Here is a 24798-nt window from a genome sequence, read left to right as displayed (position 1 = left end):
TTGCGGTAGATCGAACCGTGCGGCCAGCCCGGCGTAACAACTGATTAGCAACTGCTCCCGCAGGATCACACCATATGCGCGTCAACCTTTCTTGCTTCCGGGGAGCGAAAGAGGCGGCGCGATCCATATGTTTTTCTTTCTTTTGGGGCGCCACAACGAGGCCGGGCACCCTTCAAAACGGTGGTTATGATGATGCGCGATCCTTACAAGGTGCTTGGCGTAAAGCGGGATGCCGGGGCGGACGAAATCAAGACGGCATGGCGCAGCCTGGCCAAGGCCGTGCATCCCGATCACAATATCGGCGATCCCACGGCAACGGAGCGTTTTGCCGAGATCGGCCGTGCCTATGAAACGCTGAAGGACCCGCAGAAGCGCAGCCGCTACGATCAGGTGGCGCGCATGGCCGAGGCGAAAGGCCAAAGCACCGAGCAGACCATCATGCAGCAGCGCCAGGCAGCCCGCGAAGCCGCGGAGCGCGCCAAGGCCGCACGCGCCAACGCCGAAAAGATTATGGAAGAACTCGCCCGCGCCAAGGCCCAGAAGGCGCAGAAGGCTGCCGCGGCCGCCAACCCACAGGCCGCCGGAAGCGAGTCACCCGAGGATATGGTCGAGCGCATTTTCGGCGCCAAGGCCGCCCGCGCCGCACCGAACCAGGCAGAGACTGCCGCCAGTGCCGCGGAGACGGAGAAGCAGCGCGAACAGAGCAGCGGCGAGACCGAAGAGACCTTTGCAGAGGAAGAGCAGCTTGCAACGGGGACCGGGCCGGCCGTCTTCCGCTCGCGCTTCGGCATTCTCGGCTCGCTTGTGCGTCGCATTACGGGCGGCAGCACTCAGGATAAGGCGCCGGAAAAGACGCCCGAGATCGCTGCCGAAGCGACTGTCACCCTCGAAGACATGCTGAAGGGAAACTGGATCACCGTACCGCTTTCCGACGGACGGGAAGCGCGCTTTCAGGCAACGACGGATATCAGCAACGGCCAGGTCGTGCATCTGAAGGGCCAGGGGCTGAAATTGCAGGGCATGCAGCGCGGCGATGTGGCGATCACCATCCATCTTTCCACCGACAGCCGCTTTACCCTCAATGGCCTCGACGTCCATACGACACTTCCCGTAACCATCGAAAATGCTGTGCTCGGTTATGAGACAATGGTCGAGGGATTGAACGGTCCGGTCAAGCTTACAGTCCCGCCCTGGTCCGGTTCGGATCAGGTCATCCGAATCTCCGATCAGGGACTGCCGGACGGGCACGGCGGAAAAGGCAATCTCGTGGTTGAATTGCGCTTAATGCTGTGGGAAAAACCGGACGACAAAGTTACCGATTTGATGCGCAGCATGCGCGAGGGGCTTTTTTTGTGAAATTTCAGTGACAACCGCACCCTTTGTTACGATCCCTAACAGTTGATGATCTTTCCAATGCTTGAACAGGGGATCGGCCTATGCCATAGGCAGGATCATTCGAAAGTTCAAGGGAGCAGAATATGGCTCAAGCCACTGGCCTCATGGCAGGCAAGCGCGGCGTCATCCTCGGCGTTGCAAACAACCGTTCCATAGCGTGGGGTATTGCCAAGGCCTGTTCCGAAGCCGGTGCCGAAATCGCGTTGACGTGGCAGGGCGACGCTTTGAAGAAGCGCGTCGAGCCGCTCGCCCAGGAGCTCGGCGCCTTCATGGCCGGCCATTGCGACGTTACGGAACTGGCAACGATCGATGCCGTCATCGACACGCTGGAAGCGAAATGGGGCAAGATCGATTTCGTCGTCCACGCCATTGCCTTCTCCGACAAGGATGAGCTGACCGGACGTTATGTCGACACCAGCCGCGATAATTTCGCGCGCACGATGGACATCTCCGTTTATTCGCTGATCGCCGTCGCCCAGCGCGCCGAGCGCATCATGAACGACGGCGGCTCGATCATCACGCTGACCTATTACGGTGCAGAGAAGGTCATGCCGAACTACAACGTCATGGGCGTTGCCAAGGCTGCTCTCGAAGCGAGTGTCCGCTACCTCTCCGTCGATCTCGGCGGCCGCGGCATTCGCGTCAACGCCATTTCCGCCGGCCCGATCAAGACGCTCGCCGCCGCCGGCATCGGCGACTTCCGCTACATCCTGAAATGGAATGAATATAACGCGCCGCTGAAGCGCACGGTTTCGATCGACGAAGTCGGCAACTCCGCGCTTTATCTGCTCTCCGATCTTTCCACGGCTGTCACCGGCGAAGTGCACCATGTCGATTCGGGTTATCATGCCATCGGCATGAAGGCCGTGGATGCGCCTGATATCGCCGTCGTCAAGGATTGATCAACAGGAAGCCTGACCGTGCCGCCTCTCTATGTGATACGCCACGGTCAGACGGACTGGAATGCCGAGCGCCGGCTGCAGGGGCAGAAGGATATCGATCTAAACGCTATCGGCCGCGCGCAGGCGCGGCAGAATGGCGTCGAGCTTGCTGAAATCCTCGCTTTCGAAAACCAGCCGTTCGACTTTGTCGCAAGCCCGCTCAGGCGCACCCGCGAGACCATGGAGATCGCGCGCGAAGCCATGGGCCTGCCGCCCAAGGACTATCGCACCGACGAGCGGCTGGTCGAAGTCTCCTTCGGCGCTTGGGAAGGTTTCACCCTTAAGGAATTGAAGGCGACCGAGGCCGATCGCCTCGCCGAGCGCAACGCCGGCAAGTGGGATTTCATCCCGCCCGGCGATGATGCAGAGAGCTACGAAATCCTCTCCTGGCGCGTCGGCTCCTGGCTGACTTCGGTCGATCGGCCGACCGTCTGCGTCACCCATGGCGGCGTCATCCGCTCCATGTTCCGGCTGATCGCCGATGTCTCGAAAGAGGATGCCGCTGAAGCGGAAATCCCGCAGGACCGCATCCTGAAGGTCGATCTGAGCTGGAAGACTATCGGCTGGCTGGAATAGGTCTTTGGTTCGAACCTATTTGGGATCGTCGATATCAGCAGTGGTGATGGCGTGCGATGTCAGCGTCCCGTTGGCTATCACCGCAACCGATGTCGCCCCTCCCGCCAAGCGCAGCCAGAATTCATAGTCCGCTGTCCGATCCCCAAAGGCCGAAGCTTCGTTGTCGGTGAGCCAACGCGCCAACTTCTCAGGTGTGGCGAAGGAAGGGGAGATCGGCGACCCCTCCGTCGTCGTCTCATACATCATGAGATGCGTGCATTCGTTGGCCGGCCAGACCGGCATGAAGTTTTTCGGATCGGGGCGTGGGCCAGCATAGTCGGCGAAAGATTTCTTTTCGCCCTCATAAGGTTTCCAACCGCCATTTCGAAGGTCTTCGACAAGCGGCCATTTTTCGGCGCGCTCGTCCCATCTTGCAACCGCCCCTGGGTAGTCCGCGAGCAAACAGCGTATGGTGCCGATCCAAGGCTCATCGGGCGCATCTTCGATTGTATATCGGGGATGCTCCCAGTTCGCCGGAACCCGTCTCACTTCCCGTCCCATCAAGTCGCCTCCTTGGACATTTTGGCAAGGGCGAAAATAGACTCTAACCGCGGTACTGTCTTGATGGGCGCCAGCCTACAACTCATTTGGGCACAACTTATTTGTGTCGTGCCAAATGACGAATTGAGGCCCTGCAACTCCTGAAAATGTTCGGCAGCGGGCAAGCCCGCAATCGACAATCAGTTGACGATATCGAGATCGTTGATGACGCGCTTGCCGTCGACCTCGGTATAGAAGACGACAACCTTCACGCCTGCCTTCAGACCAGTGAAATCGAAATCCTGGGGCGCCTGATAATTCTTGCCGTCGTCCAGCGTGATGCTGGAATTCTTCTCGTCGACCTTTTTGATCGTGGCCTCGACGTCGGCGCTTTCGGCAAAGCCGGCGACGGGGGCGAGGAGGCTTGCCGTGGCCAGGAGCGTCGCAACAAAGAAGCGCATCGGAGGACCCTTTTGATTTCATTATTGGTGCTGATTTGATTGGTCACAAGTAACGCTTTGAATATGGCGGAAGTTGCCCGCAACAATGGCTTTCGTCGCCCAATTGATGAATGTGTTTTCACAATCCACAGCATGGATTAATCTTCGTTTACCATAACAGGCGCTGGCAGGTTCCAGCCCGCGCGGCCACAACGGAAAGAAAGATTTGCCTCGGCAGCTTTTTGGCCTATGAGTGTGCCGCAATTCCAAGAGATAAAGGCGCGGCCGCCGCCGGGCCGCAGCAATCCGGTCGTTTCCCATGTCGTACAATACATTCGGTCATCTCTTCCGCGTCACCACCTGGGGCGAAAGCCATGGGCCGGCGCTCGGCTGCGTCGTCGATGGCTGCCCTCCAGGGCTGCGTTTCAAGCTCGAGGACATTCAGGTCTGGCTCGACAAGCGCAAGCCCGGTCAGTCGCGTTTCGTGACGCAGCGGCGCGAAGACGATCTCGTCAAGGTGCTGTCCGGCGTGATGCTGGATGAAGACGGCGAGACGATGATTTCAACGGGCACGCCGATCTCGATGCTGATCGAAAACACCGACCAGCGCTCCAAGGATTACGGCGAGATCGCGCGGCGCTATCGCCCCGGCCACGCCGATTATACCTATGATGTCAAATACGGCATCCGCGACTATCGCGGCGGCGGACGTTCATCTGCCCGCGAGACCGCAGCGCGCGTCGCTGCAGGGGGTATTGCCCGTCTCGTCGTGCCCGGCGTCACCGTGCGCGGCGCGCTGGTGCAGATCGGCAAGCATAAGATCAACCGCGCCAATTGGGATTGGGCACAGGTCGATCAGAACCCATTCTTCGCCCCGGATCCGGAAATCGTACCGGTCTGGGAGGAATATCTCGACGGCATCCGCAAGGCCGGCTCTTCGATCGGCGCCGTCGTCGAAGTCGTCGCCGAGGGTGTACCCGCCGGTCTCGGCGCACCGATCTATGGCAAGCTCGATCAGGATATCGCCTCGCTGCTGATGTCGATCAACGCCGTCAAGGGCGTCGAAATCGGTGAGGGCTTTGCTTCCGCTGAGCTGACCGGCGAGGAAAACGCCGATGCGATGCGCATGGGCAATGACGGCAACCGCATTTTCCTGTCCAACCATGCCGGCGGCATACTCGGCGGCATTTCCACCGGCGAGCCCATCGTCGCGCGCTTTGCCATCAAGCCGACCTCCTCGATCCTGACGGAACGCCAGTCCATCGACGCGGATGGCAACAATGTCGATGTGCGGACCAAGGGCCGCCACGACCCCTGCGTCGGCATCCGCGCCGTGCCGATCGGCGAGGCAATGGTGGCCTGCGCCGTTGCCGATCATTATCTCAGAGACCGTGGCCAGACCGGCCGGCTGAAATAAGGACGTTTTCATGCCCTATGACCAGAAGCGCGTCGTGGAAGCCATCCGAGCCTTCGAGGCCGGCGAGATCGTCGTTGTCATGGACGATAACGACCGTGAAAACGAGGGTGACCTGATCGTCGCCGCCGTCCATTGCACGCCCGAGAAGATGGCCTTCATCGTCCGCCACACGTCGGGCATCGTCTGCACGCCGATGCCGCGCGAGGAGGCGAAGCGCCTCAACCTCAACGCCATGGTGGCGGAAAACGATTCGGCACATACCACCGCATTTACCGTTTCGGTCGACTTCAAGCATGGCACGACCACAGGCATTTCCGCCGACGATCGCACGCTGACGGTGCGCAATCTCGCCAATCCGAATGTCGGCCCGACCGATTTCGTGCGTCCCGGCCATATCTTCCCGCTCGTCTCCCGCGAAGGCGGCGTGCTGATGCGCTCCGGCCATACGGAGGCCGCCGTCGACCTCTGCAGGCTCGCCGGCCTGCCACCAATCGGCGTCATCAGCGAGCTCGTCAATGACGACGGCACGGTGACGCGCGGCCAGCAGGTGGTGGAATTCGCAGAGCGGAACGGGCTGAAGCTCATCTCCGTCGCCGACCTCATCGCTTATCGCCAGCGCAAGGAAACACTGATCGAACTCGGCGACAGCTTCGATATCGAAACGCCGTTCGGCAAGGCGCGGGCGCATACCTATTCGCTGCCGTGGGACCCGATGCAGCATCTCGCCGTCGTCTTCGGCGACATCCGTGACGGCATCGACATTCCGGTGCGCCTGCATCCGGAAAGCGTGGCCGAAGACCTGTTCGGCAAGCGCCGCCCGGTCGATTTCTACATGAAGAAGATCGCCGATGAGGGCCGCGGCATCATCGTCTATCTCCGGGAAGGTTCCGTGGGCGTCGGCCATTTCGAAAATGGCCGCAAATCCCGCCAGGCCGGCCACGAGATCCATGCCGAGGCCCAGGCCCGCGACAGCGAATGGCTGGAAATCGGCCTCGGCGCGCAGATCCTGAAAGATCTCGGCGTCAGCTCGATCAAATTGCTCACCAGCCGCGAGCGGCACTATGTCGGCCTGGAAGGGTTCGGCATCAAAATCACCCAGACGGAGATTTGCTGATTTTCACCCTCCCCTTGAGGGGGAGGGTCGGAGCGAAGCTCCGGGGTGGGGTGATATCTCGCCGCACTCAGGGGCACCCCCACCCGCGCGTTCCGCGCGACCTCCCCCTCAAGGGGCGGTGACTAAGCTCGCCATCCCTCCAGAAATACCACCTTCTCGACCCCGGCGAATCGCGCCACCCTATCCAGCTCGGCTTCCAATTTTTCCAGCCGTCCGGCAGATGCCCGGACACCGGGCTCCAGCCATAGGCGTTTGACGTCCAGCGTACCCGCCTTGCGGTCGGCTTTCATATCGATCCGGCCGACCAGCCGGTCTCCTTCCAGAAGCGGGAAAACGTAATAGCCATATTCACGCTTCGGCTCCGGCACGAAGACCTCGATGCGGTAGAAAAAGCCGAAGAGGCGTTCGGTGCGGTTGCGGTCGCGTATCGTTGGATCGAAGGGGCTGAGCACGCGCATTCGAGCAGGTGCTTCGGGGAAGCTGTCGAGCGTAGACGGAAAATCGACGAAGGCGAAGGAAGGGCGTGGCTTGCCGTCCACGGCGGGCTCGATCAATATTTCCGTCAGTTCCGCGCGATGCGCCTCGACCCAGGCCTTTGCCTCCTGTGGCGTTACCAAATCCCAGAAGGCGCCGATTTCGCCTGATGTGGCGAATCCCAGGCGTTGCAGAGCGCTGCGGCAGGCCCAGTCGACGAATTCGTCATGGCCGACTTCGGGCGCATGGACATTTTCCGGCAATACGCGCTCGACCAGATCGTAGACCTTTTGGAAATTGGTGCGTCCAGCGATCGCGAATTTGCCGGTGCGCCAGAAATATTCGAGTGCCGTCTTGTTCGGATGCCAGTTCCACCAGCCGCCGGATGTATGATTTTCATCCTTGATCTCACGGGCCGTGATGGCGCCGTTTTTCAGGACGCGCTCATAGGTCTCGTCGAAAGCGGCTTCGAAACCCTCGCCCCGCCATTTGCGCCAGCGCTCGACGATCGCCAGTTCCTCGCGGCGAAACCGGTGCTTCCAATAAACGAAGAAGGCGCTCGGCAGGATGGAGGCATCATGCGTCCAGTTTTCGAACAGCGCGCCATCCTTTTCCAAGAGCTCGGTCAGATGCTCGCGCCGATAGGTCTGATTGCGGGAAAACAGAATCTGATGGTGCGCCCGCTCCACCGTCGAGATGCTGTCGACCTGCACGAAGCCGATATCGTGGATCAATTGCAACAGCCCCGCCTTGGTCAAGGCACGGTTCGGCGGATTGGAAAGTCCCTGCTTGGCGAGGAAGACGCGGCGAGCGTCGCGGTTTGAAAGCAGATTCGTCATGCATGGATCATAGGCATAAATTCCCATGCTTTCAAACGGGCGTTGATTTGATAATTCGCCGCGATGGGCTATAGGACCGCGATATCACAGAGGAACAGGGCCAGCAGCTTGGATATCCGCTTCGACAATGCCGGCGTGAATTTCGGCGCGCGGCTTGCGCTTTCGCCGCTCAGCCTAACGCTGAGCGAGCGGCGCATCGGCGTGATCGGGCTCAACGGTTCCGGCAAGACGACATTTGCACGGCTGATCAACGGGCTTGCCAAGCCGACGACCGGTCGGGTCACCGTCAACGGGCTCGACACCGTCACCGACGCCAAATCCGTGCTCGGCAAGGTCGGCTATATCTTCCAGTCGCCGCAGAACCAGATCATCCTGCCGATCATCCGCGACGATATCGCCTTCGGCCTCAAGGCGCGCGGCCTCGGCAAGAGCGACATCGAGGCGGCAGTGGATGGCATTCTCGATCGTTTCAACGTCCGCCACCTAGCGGAGCGACGGGCACACGAACTTTCCGGCGGCGAGCTGCAGATGGCGGCTCTCTGTTCGGTGCTCGTCACCGGCCCCGACATTCTCATCCTCGACGAACCGACCAATCAGCTCGATCTCAAGAACAGGGCTCTGGTGCAGACAACCATTGCCGGCCTGCCGGAACATGTCATCGTCATCAGCCATGACCTGCCGCTGGTAGAGGATTTCGACCGCGTGCTGCTGTTCGATCAAGGTCGCTTGATCGCCGACGCGCCACCGGCCGAGGCCATAGCCCGCTACAGGGAGTTGGCCGCCTGATGCAGACGCTGTACGTCGACGCCAGCACTTGGATGCACCGGATGGCGCCGCGCCTCAAGCTCGGCGCGCTGGTTGTCCTCGGCCTTCTCTTGTTCCTGACCGACAATCTCGCGCTGCTCGGCCTCGCCGTCGCCATCGGCGCCCTTCTTTTTTTCAGTACCGGTTTACCGGCGAGCGAAGCATTGAAGCGGCTGAGGCCGGTCATTCTCACCATTGTCGTGGTGGCGCTGTTCAGCCTGATCTTCAATCCCGTCCATGTCGCTGTCGTCACCGTGTTGCGGCTGACCGCGCTTATGCTTTTTGCAGCCGTGGTGACGGCGACGACGTCGATCGCCGCCTTCATCGACGAGATTACGGCGCTTGCTGCGCCATTGGAAAAGGCCGGACTGCTGAAGGCCGCCGATATTGGGCTTGCGGTCGGTCTCGTCGTGCGCTTCGTCCCGGAAATTCTCGACCGTTACCGCGCCATCCGAGAGGCGCATGAGGCGCGCGGGATCAAAATCCGTTTTACGACAGCGCTGGTGCCGCTGATCATCCTGACCCTGCGCGATGCCGATAATATTGCGGCTGCGATTGACGCCCGTGGCATTCGGCGGCATTGAAAAGACACTATTTTCGAATGGAGCCGTCATGACCACCCGCGACCTCGTCCTCTCTGCGCTTTTTGCCGCCATCATCGTGGCGCTCGGCCTGTTGCCGCCGATCTCGATCGGCATCATTCCGGTCCCGATCACTGCGCAGTCGCTCGGCGTGATGCTTGCGGGCGTGGTGCTCGGCGCGAAGCGTGGCGCAGTCGCGGTATTGATCGTCGTCGTGCTGGTGGCAATCGGCCTGCCGGTGCTATCGGGCGGCCGCGGTGGGCTTCCCGTCTTTGCCGGCCCGACGGCCGGCTTTTTCATCGGCTGGATCTTCGCCGCCTATGTCACCGGTTATCTCTCCGAGCGGCTGGTGAAAGGCGAGCAGACGGCCCTTGCCCAGGGCATCGGCTTCTTCATCGCTTCGGTGATCGGCGGCGTCGTGGTTCTCTACGCTTTCGGCATTGCCTGGCTCGCGATCGCGGCCAATCTTGGCTTCGCCAACGCGTTCAAAGGGTCGATGGGCTTCGTTCCCGGCGATCTCGTCAAGGCTGTTGTCGCCGCCCTCGTCGGCCGCGCTGTCATGGTTGGCTATCCCCTGCTGCCGCAGCGGAGCTGAGCCAAAAGGTCAATCCAGGTACTTATAGAGCCAGTCGCGGGTATCTTCGGGCAGCGGCACGGGATCGTGTTCCTCGCCGCGCACGGCGAGCCAGAGGATTTCCACCTCCGCAGCCAGCTCGTTGCCGGTTTCGACCAGAACCATGAAGCCAATCGACTTGCCGCCGATCTTGTTGACGCTGACCGAAAAGCGGGCGAGATCGTCATAACGTAGCGCCCGGTGCAGCGCGCATGACGCCTTGGTGGCGATGTAGACCGGCTCGTCGCTTACAAGTGGCCGCGCGCGCCAAAAATTCGACAACGCCGTTTCCGCCTGGGAAATGTAGGAGGCGATGAACATCTGCCCCTGCCTGTCGACATCGCGAGGCGGTATTCGCATCTCGATGACATCAGATCGTTCGATACCCATCATAACGCAAAACCTCGGCCGGCCCGGCTTGCACCTTAATGAAAGCTTAACATCGCCCCTCAAGAAGTAAACGGTTGGTAGCCCAACGTGGTTAAGATGGATTGTTGACATTATGGTGATACTGCCCATGTCCGGTAGCAGATGTCATATCTCGTCTGTAGATTGGTTTTATGAGCACACGTCTTTACGAGCACCCGATTTTTCTGGAACATCTTACCCCGCCGGGTCATCCGGAGAGGCCGGACCGGCTGCGGTCCCTGAATATCGCGCTGGAGCATCCGAACTTCGAGAGGCTGGACCGGCGCAAGGCGCCGCTCGCCAGTGAGGACGCCGTGCTGCTTGCCCATCCGGAAGAGCACCTGAGCTTTGTCCTGCGTTCGATCCCCGACGGGGGTGACGAGGACGAGATCAACCAGCTCGAAGCCGACACCTATGCCAGCCCGAAGACGTTGCAGGCGATCATGCATGGCGTCGGCGGCGCGATGGCGGCAGTCGATGATGTATTTTCCGGCGCGGCCGACAACGTCTTCGTCGCAGCCCGCCCGCCTGGCCACCACGCCGAGAAGAACAAGGCCATGGGCTTCTGCTTCTTCAACAATGTGGCGATCGCCGCCCGCCATGCGCAGAAAGCCCACGGAGCCGAGCGCGTTGCCATCGTCGACTGGGATGTGCATCACGGCAATGGCACGCAGGACATCTTCTGGGACGATCCCTCGGTGCTCTTCTGCTCCACGCACCAAATGCCGCTTTACCCCGGTACCGGCAAAAAGGACGAGCGCGGCACGCATAACACCATCGTCAACGCGCCGCTTTCGCCCAATACCGGCGGCGACCATTTCCGCGAGGCCTTCAAATCGCGTGTGCTGCCGGCGCTCGATGATTTCCGCCCCGACATCATCCTCATCTCGGCCGGCTTCGACGCCCATCATCGCGATCCCCTGGCGCAACTCAATCTCACCGGCGAGGATTTCGACTGGGCGACCGGGCGCATTCTGGAAATCGCCGACCGCAGCGCCAAGAACCGGGTCGTCAGCCTGCTCGAAGGCGGCTATGATCTGGAAGGCCTCGCCGAATCGGCTGGCCTGCACATTCTGCGCATGATGAAGGGTTGATGATGAGCGAAAGCGCCAAAGTGGATGTCTCCGGCTATTCCTTCGAAAAGGCTGTGGCGGAGCTCGAAAGCATCGTCGCGCGGCTGGAACGTGGCGACGTAGCGCTGGATGAATCCATCGCCATCTATGAGCGCGGCGAAGCGCTGAAGAAGCATTGCGAGACCCTGCTCTCGGCGGCGGAAAACCGCATCGAGAAGATCAGGCTCGACCGCGCCGGCAAGCCTCAGGGCACGGAGCCGCTGGACGGGCAATAGGGCTTACGCGCGCAAAATTTGAGTTTCCGACACATTGCCGTTAGGTTGTCTTCAACCGAATGGAGCGCTCGTCATGTCCTTCTTCCCTGGAAAAGATCCGCTGCCCGGCGATGCCTTCGCCTGCGACGCGATCGAGCATCTCATCATTCCGCGCACCAGCGATCTCGGCGGCTTCTTCGTGCGACGCGCGCTTCCGAGCAGCCGGCGGCGGCTGGTGGGACCGTTCATCTTTTTCGATCGCATGGGTCCGGCGGTGCTGCGGCCCGGCGAAGCGTTGGATGTCAGGCCGCATCCGCATATCGGCCTGTCGACCGTCACCTATCTCTTCGACGGCGAAATCCGCCACATGGATAGTCTCGGGACAGAAAAAGTCATTCGCCCCGGCGATATCAACCTGATGACGGCCGGGCGTGGCATCGTGCATTCCGAGCGCACGCCGGACAATCTGCGCGGCCATCCGCTGGCGATGTCCGGCCTGCAGACCTGGCTTGCCCTGCCGGACGACAAGGAAGAGATCGATCCGGCCTTTACCCATACGGAAATGAGCGATCTGCCGCTGATCAACGACGGCGGTGCGACGGGCCGCGTGGTCATCGGCAGTTTCGAGGGCGTGACGTCGCCGGTCAAAGTCTTCTCCGATACGCTCTATGTCGATCTTCAGCTTCAGCCTGGCGTGAAATTCCCCTTCGGCGCGGGACATGAGGAACGTGCGGTCTATATTCTCTCCGGCTCGCTTGTCGTTGCAGGCGACCGTTTCGAGCAGGATCAGCTCCTTGTCTTCCGTCCCGGCGACGCGATTGCCTTAGAGGCGACTGAAAAAGGCTGTCATCTTATGCTTTTTGGTGGTGCGGCGCTCAATTCGAAACGCTATATCTGGTGGAATTTCGTGTCTTCTTCCAAGGAGCGCATCGAAAAGGCCAAGGAAGAATGGCGCACCGGGCGTTTCGACATCGTGCCGGGAGACGAGGAAGAGTTTATTCCTTTGCCGGAAAGCTAACGGGTTCATAACAATGCCAAATGTTTCTTGTTCAGGCAGTCCTTGAATTCGTCGCCTTCTGACGCAATCTGTTTTGACATAAAGGCGGGCCGCCGCCCAAGAATATCAAGAAAGAGGCTTCAGCCTTGACACACATGCCAGAGACGCCCCTGCTGGACCAGGTCCACTATCCTTCCGACCTGCGAAAGCTGGAGGACCGGGATTTGCCGCAACTCGCCAGCGAGCTCCGCGAGGAGATGATCGACGCGGTATCGCGCACGGGTGGACATCTCGGTGCCGGCCTCGGCGTCGTCGAACTCACCATCGCCATCCACAACGTCTTTGATACGCCGAACGACCGTCTGATCTTCGATGTCGGCCATCAGTGTTATCCGCACAAGATCCTGACCGGCCGCCGCGACCGCATCCGCACGCTGCGCCAGGAGGACGGACTTTCCGGCTTCACCCGTCGCGCAGAGAGCGAATACGATCCCTTCGGTGCGGCACATTCCTCGACGTCGATCTCCGCCGGTCTCGGCATGGCGGTTGCCGCCGAACTCGACAAGAGCGACCGCCGCGTCATTGCGATCATCGGCGACGGCGCGATGTCGGCTGGGATGGCCTATGAGGCGCTGAACAATGCCGGTGCCCTCGACGCCCGGCTGATCGTCATCCTCAACGACAACGACATGTCGATCGCTCCGCCGACCGGGGCCATGAGCGCCTATCTCGCGCGCCTTGCCTCCGGCCGCACCTATATGGGCTTCCGCGATTTCGGCAAGAAGCTGACCGCCTATCTCGGCAAGAATGTCGACCGCGCCATTACACGCGCCGTGGAGCATGCGCGGGGTTATGTCACCGGCGGGACGATGTTCGAGGAGATGGGTTTCTACCATATCGGCCCGATCGACGGTCATTCCTTCGACCATCTGCTTCCGGTGCTGCGCAATGTGCGGGACCATGCACAGGGGCCGGTGCTGATCCACGTGGTAACGCAAAAAGGCAAGGGCTATGCCCCTGCCGAAGCGGCGGCGGATAAATATCACGGCGTCAACAAGTTCGACGTCATCACGGGTGCACAGGCCAAGGTGAAGCCGAACGCACCGAGCTATACCAGTGTTTTCGCCGATGCCCTCGTGCAGGAAGCGATGCTGGACGATAAGATCGTCGGCATTACCGCCGCCATGCCGAACGGCACCGGCCTCGATAAGCTGCAGGAATTTTTCCCGACCCGCTGTTTTGACGTCGGTATCGCCGAGCAGCACGCCGTCACTTTCGCGGCCGGCCTCGCGGCCGAGGGTTTCAAGCCCTTCGCAGCTCTCTATTCGACCTTCCTGCAGCGCGCCTATGACCAGGTGGTGCACGATGTGGCGATCCAGGGCCTGCCGGTGCGCTTCCCGATCGACCGCGCCGGCTTTGTCGGCGCCGACGGACCGACGCATGCCGGCTCCTTCGATACCGCTTTCCTCGCCAGCCTGCCCGGCTTCGTGGTCATGGCCGCCGCCGACGAAGCAGAACTGAAGCATATGGTGCGCACGGCCGCAGCCTACGATCTCGGCCCGATCTCCTTCCGCTATCCGCGCGGCGAAGGCGTCGGCATCGAGCTGCCGGAACGCGGCGAAATTCTGCAGATCGGCAAGGGCCGCATCGTCAAGCAGGGGTCGAAAGTGGCGCTGCTATCCTTCGGCACGCGGCTCGCCGACAGCCTCGCCGCCGCCGAAGATCTCGATGCTGCCGGCCTGCCGACAACGGTTGCCGATGCTCGCTTCGCCAAGCCGTTGGACCACGACCTCATCCGCCAGCTTGCCAGCCATCACGAGGTGCTGATCACCATCGAGGAAGGCTCGGTCGGCGGCTTCGGCAGCCAGGTCATGCAGTTCCTCGCAACCGAAGGCCTGCTCGACAACGGCCTGAAGATCCGTACGCTGGTCATGCCCGATATCTGGATGGAACAAGCCAAGCCCGAAGTCATGAACGCCAAAGCCGGCCTCGACCGGGCCGGCATCATACAGACGGTGTTCAAGGCGCTGGGCCGCAGCCGGATGATCGAGGTCGCCGGATAAGCTCGGCTACCTCGCCATCAATCTACCGCTTGTCGGGGCGTCAAGCTTCCGGCACTTCATGTGACATACCTATTGGGGTTAGCCTGGGGCTTCTAGGCGCCCTATCTGGCGTTTGGCGTCCTTTACCCTTCGTCTCGCTGCAATCATTCATCCGACTGTCATGAACAAAGCGGAACTTGCAGCAATGCAGGGGCAGGCATGTTCGCGTTTTTTAAGAGCGATCATGCATTCGACTGCTATCATTAGCTGTCATAGAGAAGCGGAGAGAACCTTGAGCAATCCAGACAAAGAAAACGAGTATTCCGACTGGCTTGAAGCGGAATTGGCCGATACGCTAGATGAAGACTATGAGTTGGAACTCTCGGAACCGGCTCTCTCCGAAGAGATCCGAAAGATCTACCAGAAGGCGCATCCGGCTGCGATGCCGCGCATCGACTACTTCCGCGCCTTGCTGTCGCTGCAAGCCGAACTGATCAAGCTGCAGGATTGGGTGACCTATCACAAGGAGAAGGTCGTCGTGATCTTCGAGGGTCGAGATTCGGCGGGCAAAGGCGGGGCAATCAAGCGAATCACCCAAAGGCTCAATCCACGCGTTGCCAGGGTCGTCGCGCTACCGGCACCATCCGATCGTGAAAAGACCCAATGGTATTTCCAGCGCTACGTGCCCCATCTGCCGGCGGGCGGCGAGATCGTTCTCTTCGACCGGTCTTGGTACAATCGCTCCGGCGTCGAGCGCGTGATGGGCTTTGCGACGGAAGATCAAGTCCAGCAGTTCTTCCACGATGTGCCCGAGTTCGAACGCATGCTGGTTCGCTCCGGGATTCGGCTTGTCAAATACTGGTTTTCGATCACCGACGAAGAGCAACAGCTTCGCTTCCTCGTGCGCATCCACGATCCCTTGAAGCAGTGGAAGCTGTCGCCAATGGATCTGCAGTCCCGCGTGCGGTGGGAAGCCTATACGAAGGCCAAGGAAGAAACCTTCGCGCGCACCAACATTCCGGAAGCGCCCTGGCATATCGTCGAAGGCAACGACAAGAAGCGCGCCCGCCTCAACTGCATGGATCATCTGCTCAAGCAAATTCCCTATGAGGACGTGCCTCACGAGGACATCACGCTGCCGGAGCGTGTCTTCAACCCCGACTATGAGCGCAAGGTGCTGCCGCCGGAGCTTTATGTTCCGCCGAAATATTAAGGAACGGAGCGGGCCAAGGGGGGCATAGTCACCCTTGGCCATTGCCGCCAACTAGTATCTGTCTCGCCGCGAAATGAGCGAGACAGATCACCGATCAAAATGGTTCTTCTGCCCGAGCCTCCGCTGCTCGGAAAAGCATCAGGGGTTCGGCGTCATAAAGACGCCTGGCTCAGAATTCCTCCCACTCATCCTGGGCAACGGCCGCCGCAGTGGCCTTGCCGCTGAACGCCTTGGCGACCGTGCGGCCCAATGCCCTTGCGGGCGAAGCAGCCGGGCGCGACTGGGCGGTGACGGCCGCCGGTCGCTTGGATTCGCGGGGCATGTCATTCAGGCGGAACTGGTTCAGGAGTTCATTAAGGGAGGCTGCCTCGCGGGCAAGAGCGTGGCTCGCCGCCGTCTGTTCCTCGACCATAGCGGCATTCTGCTGCGTGCCCTGGTCCATGTTGTTGACGGCGGTGTTGATCTCCTGCAGGCCCGTCGACTGTTCGCGGGTGGCGATGACGATGGCGCCGACGTGGCGATTGATCTCCTGCACTTCGGAAACGATCAGCTCCAATGCCTTGCCGGTCTCTCCGACCAGGGACACGCCGGTATTGACCTGATCGCTCGACGTGGTGATCAGCGCCTTGATCTCCTTCGCGGCATTGGCGGAACGCTGTGCCAGCTCGCGGACTTCCTGGGCGACGACCGCAAAACCCTTACCGGCATCGCCGGCACGGGCGGCTTCGACGCCAGCGTTCAGAGCCAGAAGATTGGTCTGGAAAGCAATATCGTCGATGACGCTGATGATGTTGCTGATCTCGCCCGAGGACTTTTCGATCTGCTGCATGGCGGAGACCGCCTTCCGGACCACGTCGCCGGACTTCTCAGCACCCTGACGAGCGCGTTCGACGAGATGGCCGACATCTTCGGCGCGCTTGGCCGAATCGCGAACGGTCGTCGTTACCTGTTCGAGGGCTGCTGCGGTCTCTTCGACGGCGGCGGCCTGTTGCTCGGTGCGGCGAGCAAGATCGTCGGCGGCCGAGCGAATTTCGCCTGCGCCCGCATTGATTGCCGAAGCATTGCGGCCGACCGACTGCAGGGCAGCTTCCAGCTTTTCGGCAGCATTGTTGAAGTCGGCGCGAACAGCGTCGAACTGCGACGCAAAGGTGCGGTCGAGGCGCGCGGTGATATTGCCGGAGGCAAGGGCGGCAAGTCCGCCGGCCAATCCCTCCATGGCGAAGCGGATCTCGCCCTCTTCGCGGGCCTTCTGCTCGTCGCTCATCTGACGTTGACGCTCGACATCGCCGCGCATGCGGTCGGTTTCGCCCGCAAGACGCAGTTTCTCGATCGCCGCATCCTTGAAGACGAGGACGGCATCGGCCATGCGGCCGACTTCATCGCCACGGCCGATGGCCGGTACGTCGATATTATGCTCGCCGCCGGCCAGGCGGCCCATGGCAGCGGTCATGCCGACGATCGGGCGAACGATGGTGCGTGCGAGCAGCCAGGCAAGCACGGCAGCGGCCAACGAGGCGATGATGCCGCCGGCGATCAGCGTCATGCGAAGATCGCTGTTCGCTTCGTCCTGCGTGGCTGACAAGGTATCAGCCTTGGCGCGGGCAGCCTGCTTGATCTTGGCTGCCGCCTCACGGAAACCATCGAGCTGGCCCTTCGTCTCGTTCTGGCCGATCTTGACGACCTGGTCGAGCGGCATGTCGGTTTCCTTGCGCGCCTTCATCTGCGGCTCGGCGAGCTGATGGAAATAGAGGTCGGCGGCCTTCTGCATGCCGTCGATCGCCGAAAGCAGGTCCGGCTGATCGGCGGCAACCGCCTTGGCGGCCGCCATGCTCTTCAGCATGCGATCACGATTGGTGCCGACGTCGCGATAGGTGCTGTCGCTACGCAGCAGCAGGAAGCCGCGCAAGTTGACGGCCTGCTCCAGCATGGCCTGCAGGGAATCGTCGATCAGATTGACGAGCTCCTGCGATTTGACCTGTTCGGCGGCCGCCCCGGTGGATACTTCTTCCTTGGCGTAAACGAATGCCGAAACGCAGGCGAAGATAGCGATAAGTGCGGCAAAGGTGATGGCGAGTTTGCCATTCAAAGAAAGGTTCTTCGCAAACATGGGCGAGCGCCTCCTGAGCGCTGGTCCTGGAGCACATCGACGAACCCCGCTGGGAGTGCGCGGCCGGATGCTCGAAAATTCAGGGAAGAGGCATGATTGGGCGCGAGAGGCGCAAAGCCGTCATGGCAGGCGATTATCCCTGAAGAAGACAATCGCAATCCTCTGCATAAGTAGATGCTACCGCTTTAAAATCATTTAACTCTGTGCGGCGCAAAAAGGTGCAGTAAAAGCCTAGTTCTGAGATACTGCGTTGAGGATCAGAATATCGAGATCGTGCTCGGGAGAAAAATCCTCTGCGCTCATCTGAAAGCTCGTGGGGCCGATCTTCTTGACGCCGCTGCCGCAGAAACTGACGTAGTTGTCCGGGCTGCCCTTATCGACCGTTAGTTGGAAATGCTTGATCGGGCCGGACCAGTTGGCGCCCGTGCTCAAAACATAGGAAATCCAGCTTTCGGTATAGCCGCGGCCACCCTTGTCGGAGGCATCGGATAGTTTGCCGGCGGTTTTGACGAAAGCATCATCCATGCAATATTTGGCCTGATAAGTCTTGAGCTGCTCTTTCTTGTAGTCGCCGTCGCCGGCAAAGGTGATCGCGACCGTGCCGCCGACACTCGGCTTATAGCGATGCTGCACGCTGATCTTGGCGCCGGCTGGAAACTTGGTGCGCCACCAGTAGGTGGTGTGCAGAAGCCACATCGGCGTCGGGTGATGCTTCATGCCCTGGCTGTCATTGTCGTATTCGTCATCGGCGATGAGGCCGCGAGCGGTCCAGTCCTCGAGCACATCGGCCGGCAGCTTCGCAACCGCATCCAGCGTGGCTTTGCTGAGCGGCAGTAGCGGAATATTGTGCGCCTTCAGCTCCGCCGTCATATCGATACCGGCGACAGTGACGCTCTGCTGCAATGTCGGCGTGATCGACTTGCCGTCCTGCGTGACGGTGAAATCGAGGAAATTGTCGGCATCGGAGTCGGCGATGGACACGATGCTGTCGATGTCGCCCTGAATATCTGGCATCGGAAAGGCGACGACGCTTTCGACATCCTTATCCGAGGTGTTCTGGAAGATATAGTCGACCCTCACCTCGGTCGGAGAGATGAAGAGCTTTTCGTCCTCCATGCTGATATCGCCGGTGCGGACATAGGCGAGGCCACCGGTCTTGAGTTCGGCCATGCTATCATTTGCCAAGGCCGGCGTGGCGAGCATCGCCAGAGCCGTCGCATAACCGCAAATCCCGCGCATTCGAGCCCCCATCTACCGCCGGTTTGCGGCGATTATGGTCAGATACCGCATAGCGTCAACGCCGACATTCGCCGCCATCAACACAAAACGCTTGCAACGCAGACCATTGCCCGGCATGGACAGCCCATGTCCGAACCGCAACGCCTCGACCAGCTCCTCGTCTCCCTCTCGCTTTTCGCCAGCCGCTCGCGGGCGCGCGACGCTATTCAGCGCGGCACGGTAACGGTTGACGGCAAGGTGGTGAGCAAGCCGGGGGCACTATTTACCGAAGATGCCGAGATCTCGATCGACGATCCTGCTCAAGACTATGTTTCGCGCGCCGCGCTGAAACTGGTGGCCGCGCTGGATCATTTCCAACTGGACCCCAAAGACCAGCACTGTCTCGATGTCGGCGCATCGACCGGCGGCTTCACCGAAGTGCTACTGCAGCGGGGTGCAGCGCATGTCACAGCTATCGATGTCGGCCATGGACAGATGCATCCGCGCATTTCAGCCGACCCGCGCGTCACCAATATCGAGGGCCTGAACGCCCGCAACCTGACGGCTGAGGATATCGGCAAGCCCACAACCTTCATCGTCTCTGACGTTTCCTTCATCTCGCTGAAGCTGGCGCTGGCACCCGCCCTTGCACTCGCAGAGCCGGGCTCGCACTGTGCGCTGCTCGTGAAGCCGCAATTCGAGGCCGGGCGCGAGGCGATCGGCAAGGCCGGCCTGTTGAAGGACCCCTCCTCCGCTCCGACGGTTGCAGCGGAGCTGGAACGCTGGCTCGTCGAGGACATGGGCTGGCAGAGCCTCGGCCTCATCCCCTCGCCGATCGCGGGTGGCGACGGCAATCAGGAATTTCTTCTCGCAGGGATCAAGCCATGAGCACCGAAACCGTGACCATCCAGAAGCTCGGCGCCCAGGGCGACGGCATTGCGCAAGGCACTGACGGACCGATTTATGTGCCGTTCACGCTGCCCGGCGAGACCATTGCTATTGCCCGGGTGAAGAGCCACGGCACATTGATGTCGATTGCAACGGCCTCGCCCGACCGGCAGGAGCCGCACTGTCGGCATTTCGGCCCCGAGGGCGTCAATGGCGCCTGCGGTGGCTGCACGCTGCAGCACTATGCGGATCAGCCGTATCGCGCCTTCAAGCGCCAGCTCGTGATCGATGCGCTGCGCTCCAAGGGGCTGACGCCCGAAGTAGACGACATCATCGCGGCCCATCCCGGCGAGCGTCGGCGTGTCGTCTTCGCCGCGCGTAAGACCGAGAAAGAGATGCTGATCGGCTTCAACCAGGCCGAAAGTCATCACATCGTCGCCATTCAGGAATGTCCGATTGCGTCGGCCGGGATCATGTCGCGGCTGCCGGCGATCAGGGCGGTCGGCGCGGCTCTCGCCGTCAGCGCGGAAGCGTTTCGCATCTCCGTTCTGGAGACGCTCTCCGGCCTCGACATCGCCGTCGACGACATCAAGAAGCTCTCCGACAAGCAGCGCCGCAGCGCCATCGAGACCGTTCTCACCCTTCGCGGCATCGCCCGGGTCTCGTTGAACGGCGAGATCCTGGTCGAGCCGATGAAGCCGATGGTCGAGTTCGGCGGCATCCAGGTTTCGCCACCGCCGGGCGCCTTTACCCAGGCGACGAAACCGGCGGAAGAGGCCATGGCCGAGCTGGTCGCCGCCCATGTCGGCAAGGCAAAGCGCATCGCCGATCTCTTCGCCGGCAGCGGCACGTTTGCGCTGCGCCTGGCGCGCACCGGCCGCGTGCATGCCGTCGAAGGCGAAGACAAGCCGCTGGCAGCGCTCGACCATGCAGCGCGCAACACGCCGGGGCTGAAACCAGTAACGACCGAACGCCGTGACCTTTTCCGTCGGCCGCTGATGGCGCAGGAGTTAAAAGCCTACGACGCCGTCGTCTTCGACCCGCCGCGCGCCGGTGCGGAATTCCAGAGCAAGGAACTGGCTCGCTCCACCGTCAAAAAAATCGTCGCCGTCTCCTGCAATCCGCTAACGCTCGCGCGCGATCTGGCCCTGCTTGTCGAAAGCGGCTATCGCATCACGAAAGTAACCCCGATCGACCAATTCCTCTGGAGTTCGCATGTCGAGGTGGTGGCGGCGCTGGAGAAGTGAGATTTCCCTGCCGAAAGCCTGTGGCCGACCCTCGTGGTTCGAGACGGCCCTATGGGCCTCCTCACCATGAGGGCGGAGGGACACCCTCATAGATCATCCTGCGACACTCTCGGGGCTTCGCGCCTCGCAATGGGCGTGGAACGAGAATCACCTCGTCCCGCTTCCTTCGAAAAAGTTAGGATGTGGGATCTGCTGAGTTTTGAAAGGCCAGGAGACTAGCCCTCATGGTGAGGCGGGAGCAAAGCGACCCTCGAACCACGAGGGCGGATGAGGGAAAAGATTTGCTCGCTCAATACACTTAATGGTAGCGAGCAACTCGTTCCAATTTGAAAGCTCTGCCATGGAAGCCACCGTCTACATCCTTCGCTGCAGCGATGGCTCTTATTATACTGGTCTCACCAAACAGGAGATCGAAGCGCGCGTCTGGGAACACAATGCGGGCATCTACGATGGCTACACCGCTAAACGCCGGCCGGTCGAATTGGTGTTCCATGAAATCTATGACCGTATCATTGATGCCATCGCCCGCGAACGGCAGATCAAGGGTTGGTCACGCCGAAAGAAGGAAGCGTTGATTGCCTTGAATTACGAAGCGTTGCCTGCCCTGTCGCGACGCGGACCCGCCGGGCATAAACCGAGTGGAAATGACCGGGATTAAGGGGCCAACCCTCGTGGTTCGAGACGGCCCTGTGGGCCTCCTCACCATGAGGGTGGAGTGACCCGTCGGTAAAACACCCTTCGATAAACTCAGGGTGCAGAGCGATTTTCCAGCTTATATCGAAATACCCCGCTCCGCCCCAAATGTGTGGAAGGGCCAGCTTAATCTTCTTCAGTCGAGCACAAAGCCCAGCCCTCATCGTGAGGAGGCCCACAGGGCCGTCTCGAACCACGAGGGCGGATGAGGGAAAAGAATATCCCTCACCGTTTCATGAACGCCTCGAATGCCGCCCGAGCCTCCGCGCTCTTCAGTTGCGCCGCAAAGTGCCTTGCCTCTTCCTCGATACGGGCGAGAACGTCTTCGGGGGAGCTTCGCATCAAGTCACGAGCGATCCGTAGGGCCTCCGGCGGTTTGGCCGCAAGTTTGGCGGCGAGCGACAGGGTTTCGGCTTCCAGCGCTTCCGGCGTGGTGATTTTCCAGATCAGGCCGGCCTCTTTTGCTTCCGCGGCGGAAAAGCCCTCGCCGAGAGCGAGTAGAGCGAAAGCGCGTTGGTGGCCCATGACACGGGGTGCGAGCAGGCTGGAGGCGGCTTCGGGGACGAGGGCGAGATCGACGAAGGGGGTCTTGAACAGGCTGCGGTCGGAGGCGATCGTCAGGTCGCAATGGAGATGAATCGTGGTGCCGATGCCAATCGCCAGGCCATCGACGCCGGAGACGACGGGCTTTTTCGCGGTCGCCAGTACGGCCAGGAAGTCCAGAACCTCGCGGCCCATGGTGCCGCTCATGGCGAAAGCCAGGAAATCGGCAAGGTCGTTGCCGGCGGAAAAACAGCCTTCGCTGCCGAGGAAGGCGATGGCGCGGATATCTGAGGTCTCATCCGCTGCCCGCAGCGCGTCGGTCATTGCCTGATACATGGCGCGGGTGAAGGCATTTTTCTTTTCTGGCCGGTTGAAGCGGATCACCTGCACATGCGACGCGGTCTCTGGGCGTTCGATCAGGATGTGGTCGGTCAAATCTATATCCTTAGGCAAGAGCGATGCGCGCAGCTTCGAGGCTGGAAGCGCCGGCGACGATGCGATCGGTGAGCGCGGTGGTTTCGGCCAGCATGTTTTCCGCAGCAAAGCGGCAGAGGGCGATGCGCTTTTCCCCCTCGCCGTCCGCAACATCAGCCAGACCGCCCTTGGCGAGATAGCAGGCCGTCAGCACGAGACCGAAAAGCCGCTGATAGGGTGTGGCGCCTGACAGGGCCTCGGCGATACGGCCCTCCGCCTGGCGTGCCAGCAGCCATTCGCTTGCCGCTTCGAGATCGGTTATGGCGGCGTAAAGCCGAGCCGCCGTCTCGCCGAAGCCGTCCAGATTGGATTTCTCGACAGCATCGGCGATCTCGCGCAGCTCGTGGGTGAAGCCACGCAGATGGTCCCCGCCGGCGATTGTCAGCTTGCGCGTCACAAGATCGATCGCCTGAATGCCGTTGGTACCTTCATAGATCGGCGCGATGCGGGCGTCGCGCAGCAGGCGGGCGGCGCCCGTCTCCTCGATGAAACCCATGCCGCCATGCACCTGGATGCCAAGCGAGGCGACATCGACGCCGGCGTCGGTGGAGAAGGATTTGGCGATCGGTGTCAGCAGAGCGGCACGCCCCTGCCAATACGATGCCCTGCCCTCATCGCGATGCGACATATCGATCGCCTCGGCGCAGGCGTAGCAGATGGCGCGCGAACCCTGCGTCAGCGCCTTCATCGTCAGCAGCATGCGGGCAATGTCGGGATGTTCGATGATTGGGCTCATGCCTGTGGTCGTCGTACCCGGCGCCCGACCTTGCGTGCGCTCTTTTGCGTAAGCGATGGCCTTCTGTGTCGCAGCCTCGGCGATGGCCACGCCCTGGATACCGACGGCGAGACGGGCATTGTTCATCATCGTGAACATGCAGGCCAGCCCCTTGTTCTCCTCGCCGATGAGCCAGCCAACAGCACCCTTCTCGGATCCGTATTTGCCGTCGCCATAGATCATCGTGCAGGTGGGCGAGCCATGGATGCCGAGCTTATGCTCCAGCGAATGGGCGAAATAATCATTGCGGGCGCCGAGCGAGCCATCGTCGCCGACAAGGAATTTCGGCACCAGGAACAAGGAAATGCCGCGCGTCCCCGCCGGAGCATCCGGAAGGCGGGCAAGCACGAAATGGACGATATTCTCCGCGGCCTCGTGATCGCCCCAGGTGATGAAAATCTTCTGGCCGAACAGGCGGTAGGTGCCGTCGTCACGGCGTTCGGCGCGAGTGCGTAGCGCGCCGACATCGGAGCCGGCATGCGGCTCGGTCAGGTTCATTGTGCCGGCCCATTCGCCGGAAACCAGTTTTGCCAGATATTTGCGCTTAAGGTCTTCGCTGCCGTGGGCGAGCAGTGCCTCGACTGCGCCCATGGTCAAGGTCGGTGCGAGACCAAAGGCCATGGACGCGGAATTCCACATTTCCAGCGTCGCGATATTCAGCATATGCGGCAGGCCCTGACCGCCAAATTCCTCCGGCGCCGTCAGCCCATTCCACCCGCCGGCAATCCAGTCGCGATAGAGCTGCTCCCAGCCAGGGGGTAGCACCACCTTGCCATCGACCAACTTCGTGCCCTGCCGATCGCCGATCTCGGCCAGCGGTTCCATCACATCGCCTGCAAAACGGCCGGCTTCGGTCAGGATGGCGTCGACGACATCGCCGCTGAGATCGCCAAGACGTCCGTCTTCCATCGCCCGCCCCATGCCGGCGACATGCTTCAGCGTAAACGCGATTTCCTCGACCGGCGCCTTGTACATGGTATCTTCCTCCGCAATGACGATGCCAACAGTCTACCTCACCCAGGCTATTGGCCACATGACGTTTATAGCTAATTGATTTTTACGTAAACGTCAATTTTGAGGTTTCGTTTGAAAGCAAAATTGCGGCATATCCGCCTCTCTATAATCGCAGCCGGGACTTGCATAAACAACTGTC

Annotated in this window: 24 protein-coding genes; 16 read left to right on the top strand and 8 right to left on the bottom strand. The window is 60.9% G+C overall.

Features of this window, described 5'->3' with window-relative positions:
- Positions 1–192: 192 nt before the first annotated feature.
- The 3 genes from C9E91_RS04860 (at position 193) to C9E91_RS04850 (ending at position 2912) form a co-directional block, all read left to right on the top strand.
- A complete protein-coding gene (locus C9E91_RS04860) occupies positions 193–1356 on the top strand; it encodes a DnaJ domain-containing protein (RefSeq protein ID WP_107107258.1) in 1164 nt (387 codons plus the stop codon).
- Between the two features lie 122 nt (positions 1357–1478).
- A complete protein-coding gene (fabI, locus tag C9E91_RS04855) occupies positions 1479–2297 on the top strand; it encodes an enoyl-ACP reductase FabI (RefSeq protein ID WP_107107226.1) in 819 nt (272 codons plus the stop codon).
- An 18-nt stretch (positions 2298–2315) separates the two neighbouring features.
- Positions 2316–2912 carry a histidine phosphatase family protein gene (locus C9E91_RS04850; RefSeq protein ID WP_107107225.1) on the top strand — a complete coding sequence of 199 codons (597 nt, stop codon included), beginning with the start codon at positions 2316–2318 and terminating at the stop codon, positions 2910–2912.
- A 15-nt stretch (positions 2913–2927) separates the two neighbouring features.
- Here C9E91_RS04850 and C9E91_RS04845 read toward each other — a convergent pair whose 3' ends face one another.
- On the bottom strand, positions 2928–3452 hold the full coding sequence (locus tag C9E91_RS04845; RefSeq protein ID WP_107107224.1) for a hypothetical protein: 525 nt from the start codon (positions 3450–3452) through the stop codon (positions 2928–2930).
- Between the two features lie 179 nt (positions 3453–3631).
- Entirely contained in the window at positions 3632–3892 is a 261-nt protein-coding gene (locus C9E91_RS04840; RefSeq protein WP_107107223.1) for a DUF1344 domain-containing protein, read from the bottom strand.
- Between the two features lie 298 nt (positions 3893–4190).
- Between C9E91_RS04840 and aroC the strand changes: the two genes are divergently transcribed.
- Entirely contained in the window at positions 4191–5288 is a 1098-nt protein-coding gene (gene aroC, locus C9E91_RS04830) for a chorismate synthase (protein ID WP_107107221.1), read from the top strand.
- Positions 5289–5298: 10 nt separating this feature from the next.
- A complete protein-coding gene (gene ribB, locus C9E91_RS04825; RefSeq protein ID WP_107107220.1) occupies positions 5299–6402 on the top strand; it encodes a 3,4-dihydroxy-2-butanone-4-phosphate synthase in 1104 nt (367 codons plus the stop codon).
- 122 nt (positions 6403–6524) lie between these two features.
- On the opposite strand, the gene C9E91_RS04820 is transcribed toward ribB, so the two are convergent.
- Positions 6525–7715, bottom strand: a complete 1191-nt coding sequence (locus tag C9E91_RS04820; protein WP_107107257.1) for a winged helix-turn-helix domain-containing protein — start codon at positions 7713–7715, stop codon at positions 6525–6527.
- 108 nt (positions 7716–7823) lie between these two features.
- Here C9E91_RS04820 and C9E91_RS04815 point away from each other — a divergent pair, with 108 nt between their 5' ends.
- The 3 genes from C9E91_RS04815 to C9E91_RS04805 are packed head-to-tail and all read left to right on the top strand — an operon-like array spanning position 7824 to position 9695.
- The gene (locus tag C9E91_RS04815) at positions 7824–8501 is read left to right on the top strand and encodes an energy-coupling factor ABC transporter ATP-binding protein (RefSeq protein ID WP_107107219.1); all 678 of its coding nucleotides are present in this window, start codon (positions 7824–7826) and stop codon (positions 8499–8501) included.
- Positions 8501–9103 (top strand): energy-coupling factor transporter transmembrane component T family protein, encoded by a 603-nt coding sequence (locus C9E91_RS04810; protein WP_107107218.1) that lies wholly within the window; start codon positions 8501–8503, stop codon positions 9101–9103. The genes C9E91_RS04815 and C9E91_RS04810 overlap by 1 nt, the downstream gene beginning before the upstream one ends.
- Before the next feature lie 28 nt (positions 9104–9131).
- Positions 9132–9695 (top strand): biotin transporter BioY, encoded by a 564-nt coding sequence (locus C9E91_RS04805; RefSeq protein WP_107107256.1) that lies wholly within the window; start codon positions 9132–9134, stop codon positions 9693–9695.
- A 9-nt stretch (positions 9696–9704) separates the two neighbouring features.
- Here the strand turns inward: C9E91_RS04805 and C9E91_RS04800 are convergent, their stop codons facing one another.
- Positions 9705–10106, bottom strand: a complete 402-nt coding sequence (locus C9E91_RS04800) for an acyl-CoA thioesterase (RefSeq protein WP_107107217.1) — start codon at positions 10104–10106, stop codon at positions 9705–9707.
- 167 nt (positions 10107–10273) lie between these two features.
- Here C9E91_RS04800 and C9E91_RS04795 point away from each other — a divergent pair, with 167 nt between their 5' ends.
- From C9E91_RS04795 to ppk2, 5 genes are all read left to right on the top strand, one after another.
- On the top strand, positions 10274–11215 hold the full coding sequence (locus C9E91_RS04795; RefSeq protein WP_107107216.1) for a histone deacetylase family protein: 942 nt from the start codon (positions 10274–10276) through the stop codon (positions 11213–11215).
- A 2-nt stretch (positions 11216–11217) separates the two neighbouring features.
- The gene (locus C9E91_RS04790; RefSeq protein ID WP_028750625.1) at positions 11218–11469 is read left to right on the top strand and encodes an exodeoxyribonuclease VII small subunit; all 252 of its coding nucleotides are present in this window, start codon (positions 11218–11220) and stop codon (positions 11467–11469) included.
- Between the two features lie 73 nt (positions 11470–11542).
- The gene (locus C9E91_RS04785; protein ID WP_107107215.1) at positions 11543–12466 is read left to right on the top strand and encodes a pirin family protein; all 924 of its coding nucleotides are present in this window, start codon (positions 11543–11545) and stop codon (positions 12464–12466) included.
- A 125-nt stretch (positions 12467–12591) separates the two neighbouring features.
- A complete protein-coding gene (dxs, locus tag C9E91_RS04780) occupies positions 12592–14508 on the top strand; it encodes a 1-deoxy-D-xylulose-5-phosphate synthase (RefSeq protein ID WP_107107214.1) in 1917 nt (638 codons plus the stop codon).
- Positions 14509–14779: 271 nt separating this feature from the next.
- Positions 14780–15700, top strand: a complete 921-nt coding sequence (ppk2, locus tag C9E91_RS04775) for a polyphosphate kinase 2 (protein WP_107107213.1) — start codon at positions 14780–14782, stop codon at positions 15698–15700.
- Between the two features lie 169 nt (positions 15701–15869).
- Here ppk2 and C9E91_RS04770 read toward each other — a convergent pair whose 3' ends face one another.
- Positions 15870–17807 carry a methyl-accepting chemotaxis protein gene (locus tag C9E91_RS04770; RefSeq protein ID WP_107107212.1) on the bottom strand — a complete coding sequence of 646 codons (1938 nt, stop codon included), beginning with the start codon at positions 17805–17807 and terminating at the stop codon, positions 15870–15872.
- A gap of 231 nt (positions 17808–18038) precedes the next feature.
- A complete protein-coding gene (locus C9E91_RS04765) occupies positions 18039–19046 on the bottom strand; it encodes a DUF4424 domain-containing protein (RefSeq protein WP_107107211.1) in 1008 nt (335 codons plus the stop codon).
- A gap of 126 nt (positions 19047–19172) precedes the next feature.
- On the opposite strand from C9E91_RS04765, the gene C9E91_RS04760 reads away from it, so the two are divergent.
- From C9E91_RS04760 to C9E91_RS04750, 3 genes are all read left to right on the top strand, one after another.
- Positions 19173–19913 (top strand): TlyA family RNA methyltransferase, encoded by a 741-nt coding sequence (locus tag C9E91_RS04760; protein WP_107107210.1) that lies wholly within the window; start codon positions 19173–19175, stop codon positions 19911–19913.
- A complete protein-coding gene (locus tag C9E91_RS04755; RefSeq protein ID WP_107107209.1) occupies positions 19910–21160 on the top strand; it encodes a class I SAM-dependent RNA methyltransferase in 1251 nt (416 codons plus the stop codon). The genes C9E91_RS04760 and C9E91_RS04755 overlap by 4 nt, the downstream gene beginning before the upstream one ends.
- 340 nt (positions 21161–21500) lie before the next feature.
- Positions 21501–21818: a GIY-YIG nuclease family protein gene (locus C9E91_RS04750; RefSeq protein WP_107107208.1), complete on the top strand. Its 318-nt coding sequence runs from the start codon at positions 21501–21503 to the stop codon at positions 21816–21818.
- Positions 21819–22078: 260 nt separating this feature from the next.
- On the opposite strand, the gene C9E91_RS04745 is transcribed toward C9E91_RS04750, so the two are convergent.
- Both C9E91_RS04745 and C9E91_RS04740 read right to left on the bottom strand, forming a co-directional pair.
- Positions 22079–22831, bottom strand: a complete 753-nt coding sequence (locus tag C9E91_RS04745) for a crotonase/enoyl-CoA hydratase family protein (RefSeq protein ID WP_107107207.1) — start codon at positions 22829–22831, stop codon at positions 22079–22081.
- Positions 22832–22841: 10 nt separating this feature from the next.
- Positions 22842–24620, bottom strand: a complete 1779-nt coding sequence (locus tag C9E91_RS04740) for an acyl-CoA dehydrogenase family protein (protein WP_107107206.1) — start codon at positions 24618–24620, stop codon at positions 22842–22844.
- Positions 24621–24798 lie beyond the last annotated feature (178 nt).

Origin of the sequence: Rhizobium sp. SEMIA4064, from assembly GCF_003025035.1 — a bacterium.
GTDB lineage: Bacteria > Pseudomonadota > Alphaproteobacteria > Rhizobiales > Rhizobiaceae > Rhizobium > Rhizobium paranaense.
Note: the sequence above shows the minus strand (reverse complement) of the source record. Positions and strands in the feature narration are given on the sequence as shown.

Bases quoted from the DNA above. Each gene is read 5' to 3' on its own strand.
- C9E91_RS04860 (WP_107107258.1), top strand. From the start codon at position 193: ATGCGCGATCCTTACAAGGTGCTTGGCGTAAAGCGGGATGCCGGGGCG.
- fabI (WP_107107226.1), top strand. From the start codon at position 1,479: ATGGCTCAAGCCACTGGCCTCATGGCAGGCAAGCGCGGCGTCATCCTC.
- C9E91_RS04845 (WP_107107224.1), bottom strand. From the start codon at position 3,452: ATGGGACGGGAAGTGAGACGGGTTCCGGCGAACTGGGAGCATCCCCGA.
- C9E91_RS04840 (WP_107107223.1), bottom strand. From the start codon at position 3,892: ATGCGCTTCTTTGTTGCGACGCTCCTGGCCACGGCAAGCCTCCTCGCC.
- aroC (WP_107107221.1), top strand. From the start codon at position 4,191: ATGTCGTACAATACATTCGGTCATCTCTTCCGCGTCACCACCTGGGGC.
- ribB (WP_107107220.1), top strand. From the start codon at position 5,299: ATGCCCTATGACCAGAAGCGCGTCGTGGAAGCCATCCGAGCCTTCGAG.
- C9E91_RS04820 (WP_107107257.1), bottom strand. From the start codon at position 7,715: ATGACGAATCTGCTTTCAAACCGCGACGCTCGCCGCGTCTTCCTCGCC.
- C9E91_RS04810 (WP_107107218.1), top strand. From the start codon at position 8,501: ATGCAGACGCTGTACGTCGACGCCAGCACTTGGATGCACCGGATGGCG.
- C9E91_RS04805 (WP_107107256.1), top strand. From the start codon at position 9,132: ATGACCACCCGCGACCTCGTCCTCTCTGCGCTTTTTGCCGCCATCATC.
- C9E91_RS04800 (WP_107107217.1), bottom strand. From the start codon at position 10,106: ATGATGGGTATCGAACGATCTGATGTCATCGAGATGCGAATACCGCCT.
- C9E91_RS04795 (WP_107107216.1), top strand. From the start codon at position 10,274: ATGAGCACACGTCTTTACGAGCACCCGATTTTTCTGGAACATCTTACC.
- C9E91_RS04790 (WP_028750625.1), top strand. From the start codon at position 11,218: ATGAGCGAAAGCGCCAAAGTGGATGTCTCCGGCTATTCCTTCGAAAAG.
- C9E91_RS04785 (WP_107107215.1), top strand. From the start codon at position 11,543: ATGTCCTTCTTCCCTGGAAAAGATCCGCTGCCCGGCGATGCCTTCGCC.
- C9E91_RS04770 (WP_107107212.1), bottom strand. From the start codon at position 17,807: ATGTTTGCGAAGAACCTTTCTTTGAATGGCAAACTCGCCATCACCTTT.
- C9E91_RS04765 (WP_107107211.1), bottom strand. From the start codon at position 19,046: ATGCGCGGGATTTGCGGTTATGCGACGGCTCTGGCGATGCTCGCCACG.
- C9E91_RS04760 (WP_107107210.1), top strand. From the start codon at position 19,173: ATGTCCGAACCGCAACGCCTCGACCAGCTCCTCGTCTCCCTCTCGCTT.
- C9E91_RS04755 (WP_107107209.1), top strand. From the start codon at position 19,910: ATGAGCACCGAAACCGTGACCATCCAGAAGCTCGGCGCCCAGGGCGAC.
- C9E91_RS04750 (WP_107107208.1), top strand. From the start codon at position 21,501: ATGGAAGCCACCGTCTACATCCTTCGCTGCAGCGATGGCTCTTATTAT.
- C9E91_RS04740 (WP_107107206.1), bottom strand. From the start codon at position 24,620: ATGTACAAGGCGCCGGTCGAGGAAATCGCGTTTACGCTGAAGCATGTC.